Origin of the sequence: Rhizobium sp. BK313 (genome assembly GCF_014193655.1) — a bacterium.
In the GTDB taxonomy this organism is placed as follows: domain Bacteria; phylum Pseudomonadota; class Alphaproteobacteria; order Rhizobiales; family Rhizobiaceae; genus Rhizobium.
Genome location: NZ_JACHZQ010000007.1, coordinates 47,372 through 63,029, shown reverse-complemented (window position 1 = coordinate 63,029; position 15,658 = coordinate 47,372). Strand labels below are relative to the sequence as shown.

General features: G+C 61.6%; 18 protein-coding genes. 5 read left to right on the top strand and 13 right to left on the bottom strand.

The genetic code is table 11. From position 1 onward, the window contains the following. Positions 1 to 8: 8 nt before the first annotated feature. The 8 genes from FHT86_RS28670 to FHT86_RS28635 all read right to left on the bottom strand — a co-directional run bounded on the left by FHT86_RS28670 (position 9) and on the right by FHT86_RS28635 (position 6,745). The gene (locus tag FHT86_RS28670; RefSeq protein ID WP_133710309.1) at positions 9 to 1,022 is read right to left on the bottom strand and encodes a Gfo/Idh/MocA family protein; all 1,014 of its coding nucleotides are present in this window, start codon (positions 1,020 to 1,022) and stop codon (positions 9 to 11) included. Next, positions 1,019 to 2,062 carry a LacI family DNA-binding transcriptional regulator gene (locus FHT86_RS28665; protein ID WP_133710308.1) on the bottom strand — a complete coding sequence of 348 codons (1,044 nt, stop codon included), beginning with the start codon at positions 2,060 to 2,062 and terminating at the stop codon, positions 1,019 to 1,021. The genes FHT86_RS28670 and FHT86_RS28665 overlap by 4 nt, the downstream gene beginning before the upstream one ends. Positions 2,063 to 2,370: 308 nt before the next feature. Then, positions 2,371 to 3,633 (bottom strand): ABC transporter substrate-binding protein, encoded by a 1,263-nt coding sequence (locus FHT86_RS28660; RefSeq protein WP_133710307.1) that lies wholly within the window; start codon positions 3,631 to 3,633, stop codon positions 2,371 to 2,373. Between the two features lie 41 nt (positions 3,634 to 3,674). Beyond that, positions 3,675 to 4,115, bottom strand: coding sequence for a DUF4440 domain-containing protein (locus FHT86_RS28655; RefSeq protein ID WP_133710306.1), 441 nt, complete (start codon positions 4,113 to 4,115; stop codon positions 3,675 to 3,677). Further along, positions 4,112 to 5,167 (bottom strand): aldo/keto reductase, encoded by a 1,056-nt coding sequence (locus tag FHT86_RS28650; protein ID WP_133710305.1) that lies wholly within the window; start codon positions 5,165 to 5,167, stop codon positions 4,112 to 4,114. Before FHT86_RS28650 ends, FHT86_RS28655 begins: the two co-directional genes overlap by 4 nt. Continuing rightward, entirely contained in the window at positions 5,168 to 5,521 is a 354-nt protein-coding gene (locus FHT86_RS28645; RefSeq protein ID WP_133710304.1) for a TIGR04076 family protein, read from the bottom strand. 1 nt (position 5,522) lies between these two features. Then, entirely contained in the window at positions 5,523 to 6,011 is a 489-nt protein-coding gene (locus FHT86_RS28640; RefSeq protein ID WP_133710303.1) for a DUF3830 family protein, read from the bottom strand. Beyond that, entirely contained in the window at positions 6,008 to 6,745 is a 738-nt protein-coding gene (locus FHT86_RS28635) for a GntR family transcriptional regulator (protein ID WP_133710302.1), read from the bottom strand. Before FHT86_RS28635 ends, FHT86_RS28640 begins: the two co-directional genes overlap by 4 nt. 117 nt (positions 6,746 to 6,862) lie before the next feature. On the opposite strand from FHT86_RS28635, the gene FHT86_RS28630 reads away from it, so the two are divergent. The 5 genes from FHT86_RS28630 to FHT86_RS28610 are packed head-to-tail and all read left to right on the top strand — an operon-like array spanning position 6,863 to position 11,592. Next, on the top strand, positions 6,863 to 7,663 hold the full coding sequence (locus tag FHT86_RS28630) for an ABC transporter ATP-binding protein (RefSeq protein WP_166656952.1): 801 nt from the start codon (positions 6,863 to 6,865) through the stop codon (positions 7,661 to 7,663). Further along, on the top strand, positions 7,660 to 8,409 hold the full coding sequence (locus FHT86_RS28625) for an ABC transporter ATP-binding protein (protein ID WP_133710301.1): 750 nt from the start codon (positions 7,660 to 7,662) through the stop codon (positions 8,407 to 8,409). The genes FHT86_RS28630 and FHT86_RS28625 overlap by 4 nt, the downstream gene beginning before the upstream one ends. Then, positions 8,406 to 9,314, top strand: coding sequence for a branched-chain amino acid ABC transporter permease (locus FHT86_RS28620; protein ID WP_133710300.1), 909 nt, complete (start codon positions 8,406 to 8,408; stop codon positions 9,312 to 9,314). The genes FHT86_RS28625 and FHT86_RS28620 overlap by 4 nt, the downstream gene beginning before the upstream one ends. After that, positions 9,311 to 10,297, top strand: a complete 987-nt coding sequence (locus FHT86_RS28615; RefSeq protein ID WP_166656951.1) for a branched-chain amino acid ABC transporter permease — start codon at positions 9,311 to 9,313, stop codon at positions 10,295 to 10,297. The genes FHT86_RS28620 and FHT86_RS28615 overlap by 4 nt, the downstream gene beginning before the upstream one ends. Continuing rightward, positions 10,294 to 11,592 (top strand): NAD(P)/FAD-dependent oxidoreductase, encoded by a 1,299-nt coding sequence (locus tag FHT86_RS28610; RefSeq protein WP_133710299.1) that lies wholly within the window; start codon positions 10,294 to 10,296, stop codon positions 11,590 to 11,592. Before FHT86_RS28615 ends, FHT86_RS28610 begins: the two co-directional genes overlap by 4 nt. A gap of 151 nt (positions 11,593 to 11,743) precedes the next feature. On the opposite strand, the gene FHT86_RS28605 is transcribed toward FHT86_RS28610, so the two are convergent. The 5 genes from FHT86_RS28605 to msrA all read right to left on the bottom strand — a co-directional run bounded on the left by FHT86_RS28605 (position 11,744) and on the right by msrA (position 15,652). Continuing rightward, positions 11,744 to 12,460: a Bax inhibitor-1/YccA family protein gene (locus FHT86_RS28605; RefSeq protein ID WP_104824422.1), complete on the bottom strand. Its 717-nt coding sequence runs from the start codon at positions 12,458 to 12,460 to the stop codon at positions 11,744 to 11,746. Positions 12,461 to 12,482: 22 nt separating this feature from the next. After that, positions 12,483 to 13,253, bottom strand: a complete 771-nt coding sequence (locus FHT86_RS28600; protein ID WP_133710298.1) for an anti-sigma factor — start codon at positions 13,251 to 13,253, stop codon at positions 12,483 to 12,485. Further along, on the bottom strand, positions 13,240 to 13,779 hold the full coding sequence (locus tag FHT86_RS28595; RefSeq protein ID WP_133710297.1) for a sigma-70 family RNA polymerase sigma factor: 540 nt from the start codon (positions 13,777 to 13,779) through the stop codon (positions 13,240 to 13,242). The genes FHT86_RS28600 and FHT86_RS28595 overlap by 14 nt, the downstream gene beginning before the upstream one ends. A 64-nt stretch (positions 13,780 to 13,843) precedes the next feature. Further along, positions 13,844 to 14,767 carry a bestrophin family protein gene (locus FHT86_RS28590; RefSeq protein ID WP_133710628.1) on the bottom strand — a complete coding sequence of 308 codons (924 nt, stop codon included), beginning with the start codon at positions 14,765 to 14,767 and terminating at the stop codon, positions 13,844 to 13,846. Positions 14,768 to 14,899: 132 nt separating this feature from the next. After that, the gene (gene msrA / locus FHT86_RS28585; protein ID WP_133710296.1) at positions 14,900 to 15,652 is read right to left on the bottom strand and encodes a peptide-methionine (S)-S-oxide reductase MsrA; all 753 of its coding nucleotides are present in this window, start codon (positions 15,650 to 15,652) and stop codon (positions 14,900 to 14,902) included. Between the last annotated feature and the right edge of the window lie 6 nt (positions 15,653 to 15,658).

Here is a 15,658-nt window from a genome sequence, read left to right as displayed (position 1 = left end):
CGCGACGCTCAAAGTCCGGGTTCGATCTTGGCGGCTTCGCCGGTGGCAGCCGACTTGACGACGGCAAGACCCGCCGCCAACGACCAGACGCCGTCTTCGCCAGTGGCTGACGGTTTTCCCCGGCCTTCGATCGCGGCATGAAAGGCGGCAAGCGCCGTCTCGTAGAGATTGTGGTGATGGAGCGGTAGCTCCGTCTCACCATCCCTGTTGCGCAGGAAGACATGACCGACGGGCTGTTGCGTCATTACATTGCGGCCAATCAGCGATCCATCCGTGCCGTGTACCTCGAAGCCGGTCTCCGCATATTTCGTGGTGAAGCCGTCGTGAAACTGCGCAATGAGGCCGGATTTGAAGCGCAAAGCGCCCATGACGGCATCCTCCAGTCCGGCCTTGCTCATACCGCCGCTCTGGCCGAGGGCGATCGCTTCCACCGGATCGTCGTTCAGCACGAAGCGCAGTGTGTCGGCGTCATGAACGGTGATATCGAGAATGACGCCGCCACCTGCCTGAGGCTTGTCCAGCCGCCAGCCCTGCAAATGCGGCGGCAGATAGACGGCATGGAAAACGCGGGCGCTCAGCGGCTTGCCGATCCGCCCGGCGGCGATTGCCTCCCGCATCGCGCGGTGGCTGGCCGCATTGCGCAGGTGATGGTTGGTGCCCATGACCACGCCAGCCCCCTTCGCAGCGTGCACCATAAGCCGCGCATCTTCGAGCGTCAGCGCCAGCGGCTTTTCGCAAAGCACATGCTTGCCGGCCTTGACCGCCGCCAAGGTCTGGTCCCGGTGCATTTCGTTGGTCGTCGAGATATAGACGGCATCGACATCCGGATCGTTGACGAGATCGGCGACATCCGTCACCGATTTGGCAATATTATTCTCAGCCGCATAGGCGTGGCCACGCTCTGCGTCCCTGCTCATTACAGAGATGACGTCGCCGCCGGTTGCGCGAATGGCGCCGATCATCCATTCACGGGCGATCGTGCTTGCGCCGATCAGGCCCCATTTTACACCGCCATTTGTCATGACACGGCCCTCCTTGCCGTTGTGTCCAGCCCAGCTCCGGAGCTCTGACGAACCACCAGCCGCACGGCGCTGACGATCGCCTCCGCCTCCACCTTGCCGGAATTGATCTGCTTCAGGAGCAGCTGTGCCGCCCGCCGGCCCATGCCCTGAGGATCGACGGAAATCGTCGTCAGCGCTGGCACCGCACTCTCCGCCTCGATCACATCATCGAAACCGACCACAGCGAAATCGACGCCCGGCTCCAGCCGCCGTGCCCTCAGCCCGTCGCAGACACCGAAGGCGACCGCATCGTTGAAACACACCGCCGCTGTCGGCTTGTCAGCAAGCAGCATGGCGCGCCCGACCGCTTCGACGCCGCCGGCGCGCGACGGGGCGGTGGCAACGGCGAGGTCATCGTCAAAAGCGATTCCCGCCTTGGCCAGCGCATCGCGATAGCCGCCGAGCCTTTCGGCAAAGACGGCGGTATTGGCGAAGCCGCCCATGAACGCGATGCGGCGATGGCCGAGGCTAGCCAGATGCTCGACCGCCGCCGATGCGCCGGCAAGATTGTCCGACACCAGCGATGAGACCTTTGCGCCGGGAATATTGCGCACGACGATCACCACCGGAATGCCGGCATTGGTCAGCGACTTGAAGTCGGCCGCTTCCGTACCGCGCGCCGGCGAGACGATCAGACCGGAAATGCCGTGCTCGCGCATCGAGGCGACGACCTCGCGCTGCCGGTCAATACTCTCGCCGGTATTGGACAGGAACTGCACATAGCCAGCCGACTGCACGACCATATCGACGCCGACGGCCAGTTCGGCAAAGAAGCTGTTGGTGAGATCGTTGACAACGATGCCGACGATCTTCGACTTCGCCTGCCGCAGGTTGGCGGCGCCGCGATTATAGACGTACCCAAGCTCGCGGATCACCGCGTTCACCTTGGCCCGCGTCGCCTCATTGACCAGTGAACTGCCTTGCAGAACGAGAGACACGGTCGACTTCGATACGCCGGCGGCATGCGCAATATCGATGACCGTAACACGTTCCTTGCTCATGAATCTCCGCCGAGGCCTCCACCCTTTGTTGACGATGATTATTTGGAACGTTCCAAATTTTGTCAATGGGTAAATATGAAGGTTTAACGAGAATACCTAGATGCGTCGCGGAAATCGTGCGGTTATCCGGTCTTTTGTGAACGAAAAGAGGGCCCGGCATTGGAGTTTCGGTTTCCAGAAATATCATCGCTAAAATTTGGAACGATCTAAATTTTCACGCCCCGACCGGGCGCCATGGACAGAAACGCCCGGCAACCGAGCAGGTTATCGGGCGTCCCCTAGAAACGAAAATATGCGAACCCTAGGCCTTATTTGTTCAACTGCGCCTGCAGCTTGTTGACGTCCTCGGTCGACATTTCACCGTCCGTCGTCACCTTGCCGTCCGTGATCTTCCAGAGACGGAACGGGCCGGTGATGTCACCATATTTGTCGAAGGCGACCGGGCCGATGACGCCTTCGTAGCGGATCGGCTTGCCGTCCTTGATCAGACCGAGCGCCTTGGCGAACTCGTCCTTCCCGGCATAGATCGGCGTGCCCTGGGGATCGACCGCCTTGAACATCGCATCCTTGATCTTGCCCGGATCGTCCGAACCGGCAATTGCGATGGCGAGGCCGACGATGGCACCGGCGTCATAGGAACGGTCAGCCGCCGGATTGGACGGTTCGATGCCCGAGAATTCCTTGTAGTTCTTCATGAAGTAGTCGGTCGACGCGGTCGGGCTGGTGCCCGAGGAAGTGCCATAGGCATCCTTGAGGTAGTCGGCGCCGACCGATTCAATGAAATCTGGGCTGTTCATGCCATCGTTGAGCAGGAATTTCTGCACGCCGCCCTGCGAAATCCAGGTGCGAGCGATCGTTGCGCCATCGACCGGTGTGCTGACGAGATAAAGGCCGTCCGGATTTCCGGCCATGGCGGCGGTGACTTCCGAGGCATAGCTCGACTGCTTTTCGTTATAAGGCGTGTCGGAAACGATGGTGCCGCCGAGCGCCTTATAGGCGCGGGAGAACTCCGCCACCATGTTTACGCCGAAGTCGTTGTTGACATGGATAACCGACAGCTTTTTGAAGCCCTTGTCGATCGCGTATTTCGCAGCCGCCACGCCTTGCAGTGCATCCGAGGTGATGGTGCGGAAGAAGATGCCGTTGGTCTTGCCGTCGCGGCCGAGTGCCGTCAACGTCGGCGAAGACGAGGCCGGCGATACCTGCACGATCTTGGCCGGTGCGGTGACCGACGTCAGGATCGGGATCGAGACCGACGAGATGATGCCGCCGATGATGACGGGTACCTTCTTCACCTGCACGAGCTGGGTCGCAGCGTCGACGGCGACGTTGCCCTGGCTCTGGCTGTCGCGTGTGTCGGTCACCAGATCACAGCCGCGCACGCCGCCGGCGGCGTTGATGTCGCGGAAGGCCATTTCGACTGATTTTGCGCCCGCTTGGCCATATTCGCCAGCAGGCCCAGTCAGCTCCATCACCAGTCCGACGGTGATTTTGCAGTCTGCCGCGTTGGCAACGCCAGCCGCTGCAAGGAGCGCCAGAGCGGTGGTGATTTGAAATATCGTCTTTTTCATCTTTGTTCCCCTTGTTAGGTACACGACTTCTATTTCAGTGGTTAAGCCTGTTTCGCCTCCGGCGCCTGCAGCCAGGTTTCATGCAGATGCCGCCATTCGACACCGTTCGGCATCGATGAACTCTCGGTAAAAAGGGCGCTCGCCCGCCGACGGGTCCAGACGCCGGCCCGACATTGTGCCTCGATATAGGTCACGACAACGACGCCGGCGGCCTCCCAGCCAGGCCTGACATCCTCGATCTCGATAGTGAAATCACCATGAAAGCAGCTATGGTTGGCCCGGACATGGCTGATGATGGAATCGCGGTCGATAATGCGTCCGTCGTCAGGCGTGACGATGCGAAAACCTTCGCCCAAGACATTTTCGAACCGGCTGAAATCGGTCTGGTCGGAGTCTGCTGCGTTATACCAGTCGGCAAAATAGCGATGCAGACCGATGATTTCAGTCTTGGCGCGCTCGAAGAGGGATGGGCTCGTGCTCATTTTTTCCCCGCGTTCAGATTGTAGTGCATGATTGAGCCATGCCGCCCGGTACGGTCGCGCTCCAGCGTATAGACATCGCCGAGTGGGCCGCTGCTCTGTCCGATGATCGCGGCAATCTGAGACCGATCCTCTACTGAGAGAGCAATATCCATGATCTTCGCGTTGGCGAGCGCATGCGCCTGGTTGCGGGCGCCGACGATAACGGTAGCCACTTGCGGCTGCTCCAACACCCAGGCGCTGGCGATGGTGGCGATATCGACGCCATGGCGATCGCCGATGGCCTTCAGCGTCCGAAGCAGCGATTGAAACAGCTCCCAACCGCCGAAATCGTCGATGATCAGCTTGTATTTGATCAGCGAGCGGTTTTCGAGCGGCATCTCCGGCTCCGGCTGCCCCAGCCACCTGTTGCTTAGGAACCCACCGGCGACGGAGCCATAGCAGAGGAAGCGGACGTTATTATCAGCCGCAAGCGCCGCGAGACTGTTCGCCGGCCGCTGATCGAGTACGGAATATTGAAGCTGCTGGCTGACCAGGGGAATGCCGGCTTTCAAAATTTCGGCGATGTGCGGCGTGTCGAAATTCGTCGTGCCGACGCTGCGGACCTTGCCTTCCCGTCGCAGCTCATCCAGCCAGCCAAGCGCATCGAGATATCCGGGCAGCGCATAATCCCACCAGTGAAACTGCACCAGGTCCAGTCGCTCGGTCTTCAGTCGTCGTAGCGATTGCTCGACAATGCCCCTGATATAGTCGCGACTGATGCGTGACAGGACTTCGAGATCTGGCACGAGCTTAGTGTGCACCTTCATCTTGGCCGCGACGTCGAGCCCACGCTCTTTGGCAAGCCGCAGACGAGCGGCGCCGATCAGCTCTTCGACTCCGGTATAAATATCGGCGCAGTCATAGGTGATGATGCCAGCGTCGAAAGCGGCGATGAGGTCTGTGACGGCCTGCTCGCGGTCGATCGCCCCATGACCGCCGGCCAACTGCCAACCGCCGCGGATGACGCGGGAGACCGCATAGCCAGGGCTGAGTTCGAATGTCTTGGCATTCATCTATTTGGTCTCCTCGGGCAACAGCACCGCCGTCGTCTCGGCATGGCTGAATCGCCGCTTGCCTGTTCTGACTATCCGCAGGCGGCTCGCGCAGTTCGGGTCAGGACAGGCGATCTCGGCGTCCGACGTCATCCAGTCGTTCTTGTGGGTGGGCCGTTGCTTGGCCGCGAGCAGCGGCAATACGGCGGAAATGGAATAGATGGAGAAACCCTGCCCCGGCGGCAGCGACAGCATTTCGCCCTTGAGCTCGAAATAGTCGCCCTCCTTGGCGCCGCAATAGATCGGCTTGCCCTTGGGAATGACGGCTTCGACACGCAGGTCGAACAGCTCGAAAGAATCGTCTGCCGCGCTCATCTCACACCTCCGTGCGGGTGAATGTCACATCGCAGGCACCGTTGCGGCGGATGACACCGCAGGCGGCCGCGAATTGCTCCCGCTCTTCAGGCCGCACTTGTGCAACGACGCTGCCCGGCAGCCAGCCGATCGGAAACAGCAGCCGCGCGCCCTGCCCGTAGAACAGGCCGATATCGAAGATCGGATCGGGGCTACCGCCCCAAACGCGCGCCGGCACATAGCTCAGCACGATATCGCCCGGCTGCGGCGTCAGCGTCGCGTTTTCCGCCGGCAAGGGGTTTGCCCATTCGCTGCCGACGAGATGGTCTGGCGGGATCGGGCAGGAGATTTCCGGTCCCGTCCAAATGGCATGGATACCGGGCACGATGCGCGGCTCGGCCAGATAGGTCCAGAGGAATTCCACATTGTCCGGCGCCTTGCCGTCGAGCAGCACGGCGGTGACGGAAAGAGTGGAGCGAGGCTCGGTGATGCGGATGGCGAGCGTGCTCATGACGTACCTTTGCTTGCCGCTTCGGATTGCAGCTTGTTGCGGAGGAAATTGAAAGGCCGGCTGATGTCGGCGACCAGCGCCTCGCGAGCCACCGTGGCATCCTGAACCGAAAGAGCCGCGACGATACTGCGGTGGAAATGGGCCGTATCGACCTCGCCGGCCTCGGAGAAAGCATAGATCGCCACACGGATGCAGGGGCCGGATTGCAGCCACAAGCTCTCGATCATCGGGATCAGCACGGCTGAGCCGCAAGCGCGGTAGATTTCGAAATGGAAGCTCTGGTTCAGGGTAACCTCGCGGTCGACATCCTTCTTGTGTTTCAGCGCCCGCATCTCGTCCCATTCGCCGAGCATGCTCTCGATGACGGAGACTTGCCGCGGACTCATTCGCGTCGCCGCAAGCGCGATCGCCTCGCCCTCGATAAGGATGCGAGCACGCAAAAGATCGTCCATCCGCTCAAGCGTAATTGGCGGGACTCGGACGGAGCGGTTCGGCAGCGCCTCCAGCGCCTTTTCAGTGATAAGCCGGCCGAGCGCCTCGCGCACCGGCATGGTGCTGGTCATCAGCGCATCGGCGAGACCGCGAATGGTGAGCACCTGGCTCGGCTCGAACAGGCCCCCGATCAAAGCTCGGCGAAGCTCCAGATAGACGCGGTCCTGCACGGTCTCGCGACCGACCGGCGCGAGCTGAGCGGCGATGGGGTCGTTGCTTTTCTCGACGGCGGTCTTTTGCATGGCCTCCCCGCTTTTAACTTGCAGAGGCGATTAAAGCTGATTAGCGTGATCAATACAAGTGTGATCACAAATCAAAAATCAGAGGACGGCAACGATCGTCTTCGGCCAGAGGGATCCATGAGTGCACTGAGCGAACGGCGGGAAGAGGACACCCGAACGCCGGTTCTGACGGCGAAAAACGTGGTGCGACGCTTCGGCGGCGTTGCCGCGGTCAACGACGTGTCTTTCGACGTCCTGAGCGGCGAAATTCTCGGACTGATCGGCCCGAACGGCGCCGGCAAGACGACCATGTTCGATCTGCTTGCCGGCAGCGTCCAGCCGACGAGCGGCGAGATCATGCTGAACGGCGTGACCGTGTCCGGCGAAGCCGCCCACCGCCGCATCGGCCGAGGTCTGGGCCGCACCTTTCAGATCCCCCGCCCCTTTCCGAACCTGACGCTGCTCGACAATGTCATGCTGGCGGCGCAGGCCCAGGCCGGTGAAGGACTGCTGGCAAACTTCCTGAAACCCTGGCACGTCAGGGCTGAGGAGAAAGCCGCACACGACAAGGCCACGGAGCTGCTGGAGCTCGTCAATTTGACACGGCTGGCGCACGAACCCGCCCGCATACTCTCCGGCGGCCAGCGCAAGCTCCTGGAGCTTGCCCGCGTGATGATGGCCGATCCCGCGATCATCCTGCTCGACGAACCGGCAGCCGGCGTCAACGCGACGCTGCTCGAGGTCATCATCGACCGCATCAGGGACATCAATGCCCGCGGCATCACCTTCCTGCTGATCGAGCACAATATCGACATGGTGACCCGCCTCTGCCACCGCGTCCTTGTCATGGCGAGCGGCCAGTTGCTCTGCGAAGGCACGGCCGATGAAGTCGCGCGCGATCCGAGGGTTATCGAAGCCTATCTCGGGGGTGCGGCATGAGCGAACCCGCCCTCCTTGTCCGCGACCTCATCGCTGGCTACGAGCCCGGCGTGCCGATCGTCCGCGGCGCATCGATCACGGTTCATCAAGGCGAAATCGTCGTCGTCCTCGGCCCGAATGGCGCCGGAAAATCGAGTTTCATCAAGGCGATCGCCGGCCTCGTACCGGTCTCCGGCGGCACGGTTTTGCTGGATGGCAAGGACATTACCGCCGCGCCTGCCCATACCATGGTGCGTCTAGGCCTAGCCTTCGTGCCGCAGACGGAAAATGTCTTTCCGCTGATGTCCGTCGAGGACAATCTGAAAGTGGCCGGAGGCGTCCTGAAGCCGCGAGAGATCCCCGGCCGTATCGAGGAAATGTACGCCACCTTTCCCGATCTCGCCCGCCACCGCCGCATTGCCGCGGGCAATCTGTCGGGCGGTCAGCGGCAGATGCTGGCGGTCGCCCGTGCCCTGATCGTGCATCCGAAGGTGCTGGTGCTGGACGAACCCTCGGCGGGCCTGTCGCCGAAATTCGTTTCCATGGTCTTCGAGATGCTGACCGAGATCCGCAAAGGGGGCGTCACCATCCTGCTGGTCGAGCAGAACGCCAAGGCGGCACTGGCGATCGGCGACCGCGCCTATGTCCTCGTCGAGGGCAAGGACCGGCATGAGGGCGTTGCCTCCGAACTCTGGAACGACCCTGTCGTCGCCGAACTCTATCTCGGCCAGCGTCCATTACATGCCAAGCCAGGAGGCGCCGCATGAACCTGCAATTCATCGTCGACGGACTGCTGACCGGCTCGATGATCGGCCTTGGCGCCATCGGCGTGACGCTCACCTATTCGATCCTACGCTTCTCCAATTTCGCCCACGGCGACTTCATGGCGTGGGGCACGTATGCGACCCTTGCCGTCGTCAGCGCTATCGGGACCATGTTCGGCAAGATCGCGCCGATCGGCCCGCTCTCCTTCGGCTGGCCGTTGATCGTAGCCGTCATCATCGCCATGGGGCTGACCGGCCTGCTGGCGCTGCTCCTCGACATGGTTCTCTTCGCGCGTCTGCGAGCCAAGGGGCAGGCGATCATCGTCGTCATGGCGAGCTTCGGCGCGTCGATGGCACTGCGAAGCCTGCTGGAATTCCTCTTCACCTCGCGGCCGACCTATTTCAGTCGCGCCATCCAGATCGCCATGCCCATTGGTTTCGGTATCCGCATCACCCCCGATCAGATCGTGCTGCTGCTGGTGACGGCGCTCCTGGTTTTCGGCGTGCACCTGTTGATCACGCGGACGCAGACCGGCCGCTCCATGCAGGCGCTGAGCCAGAACCCTGCGCTTGCCCGCGTGGTCGGCATCGATGTCGCCAAGGTGGTGCGCGTCACCTGGCTGGTCGGCGGCGCGCTCGCCTGCGTCGCCGGCGTCATGATCGGTATTCTCGTGCAGATCCGGCCGCTGATGGGCTTCGACATGCTGCTACCGATGTTCGCCGCCGCCATCCTCGGCGGCATCGGCAGCGTGCCGGGCGCCGTTCTCGGTGGACTGATCATCGGCCTCGCTGAGGCCGGCGCGGTGCAGTTGATCGGTGCGGAATGGCGAGCCGCCATATCCTTCATCATCCTGATGGCGGTGCTGTTCGTCCGGCCGATCGGTCTTTTCGGAGTGAAGGAACGATGATGGATCTTGTCGGCTATGGCGCATTCTTCCTGACCACGGCGCTGATCTTCTCGCTGATCACCCTCGGACTGAACCTGCAATGGGGCCTGACCGGTCTCTTCAACGTCGGCCTCGCCGGCTTCGTCGCCATAGGTGCCTATACGTCGGCGCTGCTGACGACGCCGGATACGGCCGGCCGCTTTGGCGGTTTCGACATGCCGATCCTGATCGGCTGGCTCGGAGCCATGGTGATCGCCGGCATCGCCGCCGCCATCACCGGCATCGCCACGCTGCGGCTGAAGTCCGACTACCTCGCCATCACCACTTTCGGTGTCGCGGTCGTCGTCCAGCTCGTGGCATTGAATGCGCAGAGCCTGACCGGGGGGCCCTTCGGCGTTGGCTTCATTCCGCGCCCCTTTGCCGCTCTTGCGGAGACGCCACTGCTCTTCAACCTCTCTAATCTCGCCGTCGTCGTCGTGGTGACGCTGGTGGTCTTTCTCGCCCTGGAACATCTGTCCCGCAGCCCCTGGGGACGCGTGCTGAAAGCGCTGCGCGAAGATGAGCGCGCCGCGATTTCGCTCGGCAAGAGCGCACGTTTCTACCGGGTGCAGGCCTTTGCCGTCGGCGGGGCGATCATGGGGCTTGCGGGCGCGGTACAGGCGCATTTCATCGGATTCATCGCCCCGGACAATTACGTGCCGACGCTGACCTTTCAGGTCTGGGTGATGCTGATCGTCGGGGGCTCCGGCAGCAACAAGGGCGCAGTCATCGGCAGCATCCTCGTCTGGGCGATCTGGGCCGGCTCCGGTGCGCTGACCAGCGTGCTCTTCACGCCGGAACAACAGGCCCGCGCCGCGTCGCTGCAGATCGTTGCCATCGGCGTCATGCTCTGCGTCATCCTGCTCGTTAGGCCGAACGGCCTCTTCGGCGACATGCCCCGCCGCCCGCGCGTCCGCAAGCGCGAACAAAAGCCGGTAGCGGATGAAAGCAACGCTACGTCATGAATGCCACAAAGGACCCGCCATCGCTCTGGCACGCCACAAGCCGCAACCGCAAAGACAGACCGCCGCTGGAAAGCGACATCCACGCCGACCTCGCCATCATCGGTGGTGGCTTTTCCGGCCTGTCGACCGCGCTTCATGCTGCCGAGAGGGGTTTGTCGGTCGTTGTTCTGGAGGCTGAAATCATCGCCTGGGGGGCGACCGGCCGCAATGCCGGTTTCGTGGTGCCGAATTTCGCCAAGATGGACCCGGACAATATCACTGCTCTCCTCGGCCCAGAGCGTGGCGCGCGTCTGATCCAGATGGCAGCCGGGAGCGCCGATCTGGTCTTCGATCTGATCAGGCGCCACGGTATCGATTGTGATGCGCAGCAGAGCGGCTGGATTCAGCCGGCCCATTCGCCCGCCGCTTTCGAGAAGGTCAAGTCTCGCGCCGAACAATGGGCAAGCCGAGGACGCCCGGCCGTAATCCTCGATCGACAGGCGGTCCGAGATACGACGGGTGCAGACGGCTATTTCGGCGGTTGGACGGACAAGTCCGGCGGCGTGCTAAACCCTGTCGGTTATGCCCGTGGTCTTGCCATCGAAGCCGAAGCGGCCGGTGCACGTATCTTCGAACATTCCCCGGTTGGTTCGATCCAACGCGCGGATGACGGCTGGGTTCTGGCGACCACAGGCGGAAAAGTCCGGGCCGGAAAAGTCCTGATCGCCACTAATGCCTATGGCGGCCACCTCAATCCGACGCTGGCGCGCACCTATTTCCCGCTCAAGGTCTTCCAGATCGCGACCGAGCCGCTGCCCGCCTCGGTGCGTCAGCGCCTGTTGCCGGGCGGCCAATGCGTTTCCGATACGCGGCGCAATCTTTTCACCTTCCGCTTCGATGCTGAAAACAGACTGATTACGGGCGGCATGCATGTCATCGGCCCCGGCGCGGGTGAGCGGGTGCCGCGCGCCATCCACCGTCGTCTCGCCCGTCATCTGAATCTCAAGGGTTTTCCGCCGCTCGCCTATAGCTGGTCCGGCGTCGCGGCTGTCGAGCCGGATTTTCTGCCGCATCTGGTGGATCTCGGCCCCGACATCATTGCTGGCTTTGCCTGCAACGGCCGCGGCATCGCGATGACGACGGCGATGGGCCGCGTGCTGGCTGACTGGGCTGCGGGCACAAAGCCGAACGATCTGCCGATCCCCTTCGCACCGCCGGCGCCGATCCCGTTTCACAGCCTGCTCAAACATGCGCCGAACATGCTGCTCCCCTGGAGCATGCTGCACGATAGGCTGGACGAACGCGCCGGTTCCTGAGCCCCAAAAAGGTTGCGCCTGCGGTATCGGCGCAGATACCGCAGGCGCGTCTTGCGTCCCTTTGAACCCCCAGGGAGACGCAATCCTGAAGCATGATCCCAAAAAGTGTGAAACGGTTTTCGGGATCATGCTCGAGCAAAAAAGCTCGAAACTATTCCCGCTCGCCGGTGAAATTCAGCAGCAGCTGGAAGATGTTGACGAAGTTCAGATAGAGCGACAGCGCGCCAAAAACGGCCAGCTTCTGTGACGACTCCTGGTCGTAGTTCTCGGCATATTGCTCCTTGATATTCTGCGTATCCCAGGCGGTCAGGCCGACGAAGACGACGATGCCGATGACCGAGATGGCAAACTGCAGCGCGCTCGAACCCAGGAAGATATTCACGACGCTGGCGATGATCACGCCGAACAGGCCCATCATCAGGAACGAGCCGATGTTGGAAAGATCACGCTTGGTCGTGTAGCCATAAAGACTGGTCGCGCCGAACATCGTTGCAGCGATGAAGAAGGTCCGCGCGATGCTGGTGCCGGTGAACACCAGGAAGATCGAAGCCAGCGACAGACCCATGACCGCACAGAACGCCCAGAACATCGTCTGTGCCGTACTCGCCGACATCGATTGAATGCGGAACGAGAAGAACAGCACGAAGGCGAGCGGGGCCAGCATCACGACCCATTTCAGCGGCGTCTGGAAGATCGGCACATAAAGTGCGGGCGTTGTGCCGACGATCAGCGCGACGATGCCGGTCACCACGAGGCCGATACCCATGTAATTGTAGACGCGCAGCATGTGCTTGCGCAGGCCTTCGTCGAAGAGCGCCTGCGAGCCGGCGGCGGCTCCGTAGCCGTATCGCGGATTGGTCGGGTTCATGGTCGTTCTCCTTTAATTCAAACTAGTACAAGGTACGGGCGAGCTTTTCGGCCGCGCCGTCGAGGTCAGCTGCCTTGCCGTCGCCGACCAGCGCGTAGGCGACCTCGCCGATCTGCCAATAGGCAGCCTGGACGTCGTCGCGCTTGACATGACTGACCTTCTGGACGGCGAAATTGCCTGGACGAACGGCAAACAGCGACAATTGCCGGCCTTCGCCGGCATTGACCGTCATTTCGACGCTCGGACCGAATTCGGACGGATAAATCTGCGCATCGGTGACGCGCCAGCCTTCCGGTAATTCCGGCAGGACGATCGCCGTCGATGCGCGGATTTCTTCCGGATTGTAAGCTGCATGCGCCGACTGCGACTTCATCTGGCTGCGCACTTCCGTCGCCCGGTAGGCCCGCACCGCGTCGTCGACGAAAGCGGGCGCTCGAACGGATGCGTTGACTTCGCTCGCCGTGAAGGCGCCGAAGGATGTGTGCGCGACCCAGCCGGCCGCCATCAGAATGGCAACGGCGGCAACCCGCTGGAAAGAGCTCAGCACCCGGCCATAAGCCAGCCCGCGTTCCAGCCGCCGTGCGGCCTCGCGGGTTTCCGCTTTCGCCGCCAGTCCTTCGCCGGCCAGTGCCATGCGCAGCTCACCGCGGATGCTCATATCGGCCATGACCTTGGCGGCGATCGCGGGGTGTTCCGAGAGGTAGGATTCTACCTCGACGCGGCGCGCGACAGTCAATTCGCCATCGACATAGGCATCGAGATCGGTATCGATGATCGGATCAATTGTTTTCATTGTCGCCTCCACCGATGAGTCGAAGATGCGAAATCGGCTGCGATGCCTCCTCGAAATTCCTCAGGCTGGCGCGGGCGCGAGCTATGCGCGACATCAGCGTCCCTACGGGAATGCCCAGTGCGGACGCCGCTTCCTGATAGGAAAGATCCTCGATTGCCACGAGATGCAGAGCCTCGCGCTGCTCTTCCGGCAGATTGAAGAAGGCTTCGCGCACCTGTTTCAGACGCACGGCATGGTCCTGAGAAGCCGGCAATGCCTGATCGAATTCAGCAGCAGCCTCTTCATGGCGGCGATTGAGCGAACGGGCTTGGCGCAGCCGGTCGACATGGGCATTATGCAAGATCGAGAGCAGCCAGGTGCGCAGGTTCGCGCCGCGCCGGAAGGACGATTTTCGCTCGTAGGCCTTGACCAGCGCATCATGCACCAGGTCTTCCGCCTCATCCGCATTGCGGACAAGCGAACGGGCATAACGTCTCAGCGAACCGAGCTGCCCCAAAACATCGAATGTCAGTCCTTTGCGTTCCATACCCCAATATACGGAAGCAGAGGCGATCTTATTCCATAGACCGGCAAATATTTTTGCCGGTTGCTTACATAAGCACGAAATCCTTCGGTTGCGGCAGCGGCGGCAGATCGGTTTCGCCAAGCGCTTCTCGCAGATTGATCTCGATTGTATCGGCAAGAGCACCGATTGCGAGCGCATTGGGACGATTGCTGAACGGATCCTCCAACTCGTCCCCCAGCGCGTCGAGACCGAAGAAGGTGTAGGCCACGAGGGCCGCGACGAAAGGCGATCCCCAGCCGAGCGTATCCACGAAACCGAAGGGCAGCAGGAAACAGAAGAGATAGGCCGTGCGATGCAAAAGCAGCGTATAGCCGAAGGGCAGAGGCGTATTGCGGATGCGTTCGCAAGCTGCCTGCACCGCGCCCATCTGGCCGACGCTGGCATCGAGCATCTGATATTGGATATCCGAAATTCCGCCTCCGGCCCTCAATCGCGCAAGGTCGGCCGACATAAGGCGCAGAAGGAGATCCGGTCGATTTTGAGCCGTGCGATAGAACTCGACTTCGCTCGGCGCCAGATGACGCAAGACCTTACTCTCGTCACCCCCCGGCCGCAGATGACAAACCAGCGCCTGTGCGAAGGCCATGGTCAAGCGCAGCAGATCCCTTCGCGCCGCGCAACCAGTCTCTCCGGCCGCCTCCAACATTAGCGTCTGACGGGCGAAGCCGCGGACCGTATAGACCAGCTGGCCCCAATCACGCCGTCCCTCCCACCAGCGGTCGTAGCAGGCATTGTTCCGAAAGCCGAGAAAGATGGAAAGCGCGATGCCAAGCAGCGCAAAGGGCGAGCCGTTGAACGAGAGGATCACGTTCGGCCGCTCCTCATGCCCCCAGACGATCAACGCCGACAGTAGGAAGATCACGACGATCTGCGGCAGTATCCGTCGGATAATCGAACCGCGAACGATGAAGAAAAGCTGGAAGAGACCTGGCCGGTCGCGGACGATCATAATGAAGAGCACTCTTGATAATTGCCTGGTGTAATGGAGCAATACACCAGGCAACGGAAGAGTTACGAGCATTTCCTGCAAAGCCGACCGTGATCGTCCGGCATCGCTCGAAGATCCACAGGCTGAACGGCGCTACTTCGCCGAGGCGCTCGCTTCGACCAAAACCGGATCGGCGCGATAGTCTTTCGGGAAAATGCGCTGCAGATTTTTGATCTTCGGCAGATCGTTGATGACGATGTAGGGGTAATCGGGATGCGTCGTCAGGAAGTCCTGATGATAGTCCTCGGCCGCATAGAATTGCCGTGCCGGCTCGATCTTGGTGACAACAGCCGCATCGAAAACCTTGGCGTGATTGAGCTGCTCGATATAGGCCTTGGCAACATCAGCCTGCTCAGCATTCGTCGGGAAGATTGCCGAACGATACTGCGTGCCGCTGTCCGGCCCCTGATAGTTGAGCTCCGTCGGATCGTGGGCGACGGAGAAGTAGATTTGCAGGAGATGCCCATAGCTGATCTTGTGCGGATCGAAGACGATGCGCACGGATTCGGCATGCCCCGTATCGCCAGTGCTCACCATCTCGTAGTGAGCCCCGTCCTTGTTGCCGCCGGCATATCCTGACGTGGCGCTGATCACACCGTTGACGTGCTGGAACACGCCCTGCACGCCCCAGAAGCAACCGCCGGCCAGAACGGCGGTTTCCGAGTTCGACGAACCCGGCTTTTCATCCACGGTCGGCGCCGGAATGACGCGCGCATCCTCGGCCGAGGCCCTGGTAACGAATTGCAACGCGACGCCGGCGAGCAATACAGCGCCAACCGCAAAGGCAGCAGGACGGGCAACACGCGACAGGGTCTTGCGGATCGTATCTTTCGATGCACCGTTCATGATGAT

Coding starts and splice junctions, on each gene's coding strand:
- FHT86_RS28670 (WP_133710309.1), bottom strand. CDS start 1,022: ATGACAAATGGCGGTGTAAAATGGGGCCTGATCGGCGCAAGCACGATC.
- FHT86_RS28665 (WP_133710308.1), bottom strand. CDS start 2,062: ATGAGCAAGGAACGTGTTACGGTCATCGATATTGCGCATGCCGCCGGC.
- FHT86_RS28660 (WP_133710307.1), bottom strand. CDS start 3,633: ATGAAAAAGACGATATTTCAAATCACCACCGCTCTGGCGCTCCTTGCA.
- FHT86_RS28655 (WP_133710306.1), bottom strand. CDS start 4,115: ATGAGCACGAGCCCATCCCTCTTCGAGCGCGCCAAGACTGAAATCATC.
- FHT86_RS28650 (WP_133710305.1), bottom strand. CDS start 5,167: ATGAATGCCAAGACATTCGAACTCAGCCCTGGCTATGCGGTCTCCCGC.
- FHT86_RS28645 (WP_133710304.1), bottom strand. CDS start 5,521: ATGAGCGCGGCAGACGATTCTTTCGAGCTGTTCGACCTGCGTGTCGAA.
- FHT86_RS28640 (WP_133710303.1), bottom strand. CDS start 6,011: ATGAGCACGCTCGCCATCCGCATCACCGAGCCTCGCTCCACTCTTTCC.
- FHT86_RS28635 (WP_133710302.1), bottom strand. CDS start 6,745: ATGCAAAAGACCGCCGTCGAGAAAAGCAACGACCCCATCGCCGCTCAG.
- FHT86_RS28630 (WP_166656952.1), top strand. CDS start 6,863: ATGAGTGCACTGAGCGAACGGCGGGAAGAGGACACCCGAACGCCGGTT.
- FHT86_RS28625 (WP_133710301.1), top strand. CDS start 7,660: ATGAGCGAACCCGCCCTCCTTGTCCGCGACCTCATCGCTGGCTACGAG.
- FHT86_RS28620 (WP_133710300.1), top strand. CDS start 8,406: ATGAACCTGCAATTCATCGTCGACGGACTGCTGACCGGCTCGATGATC.
- FHT86_RS28615 (WP_166656951.1), top strand. CDS start 9,311: ATGATGGATCTTGTCGGCTATGGCGCATTCTTCCTGACCACGGCGCTG.
- FHT86_RS28610 (WP_133710299.1), top strand. CDS start 10,294: ATGAATGCCACAAAGGACCCGCCATCGCTCTGGCACGCCACAAGCCGC.
- FHT86_RS28605 (WP_104824422.1), bottom strand. CDS start 12,460: ATGAACCCGACCAATCCGCGATACGGCTACGGAGCCGCCGCCGGCTCG.
- FHT86_RS28600 (WP_133710298.1), bottom strand. CDS start 13,253: ATGAAAACAATTGATCCGATCATCGATACCGATCTCGATGCCTATGTC.
- FHT86_RS28595 (WP_133710297.1), bottom strand. CDS start 13,779: ATGGAACGCAAAGGACTGACATTCGATGTTTTGGGGCAGCTCGGTTCG.
- FHT86_RS28590 (WP_133710628.1), bottom strand. CDS start 14,767: ATGATCGTCCGCGACCGGCCAGGTCTCTTCCAGCTTTTCTTCATCGTT.
- msrA (WP_133710296.1), bottom strand. CDS start 15,652: ATGAACGGTGCATCGAAAGATACGATCCGCAAGACCCTGTCGCGTGTT.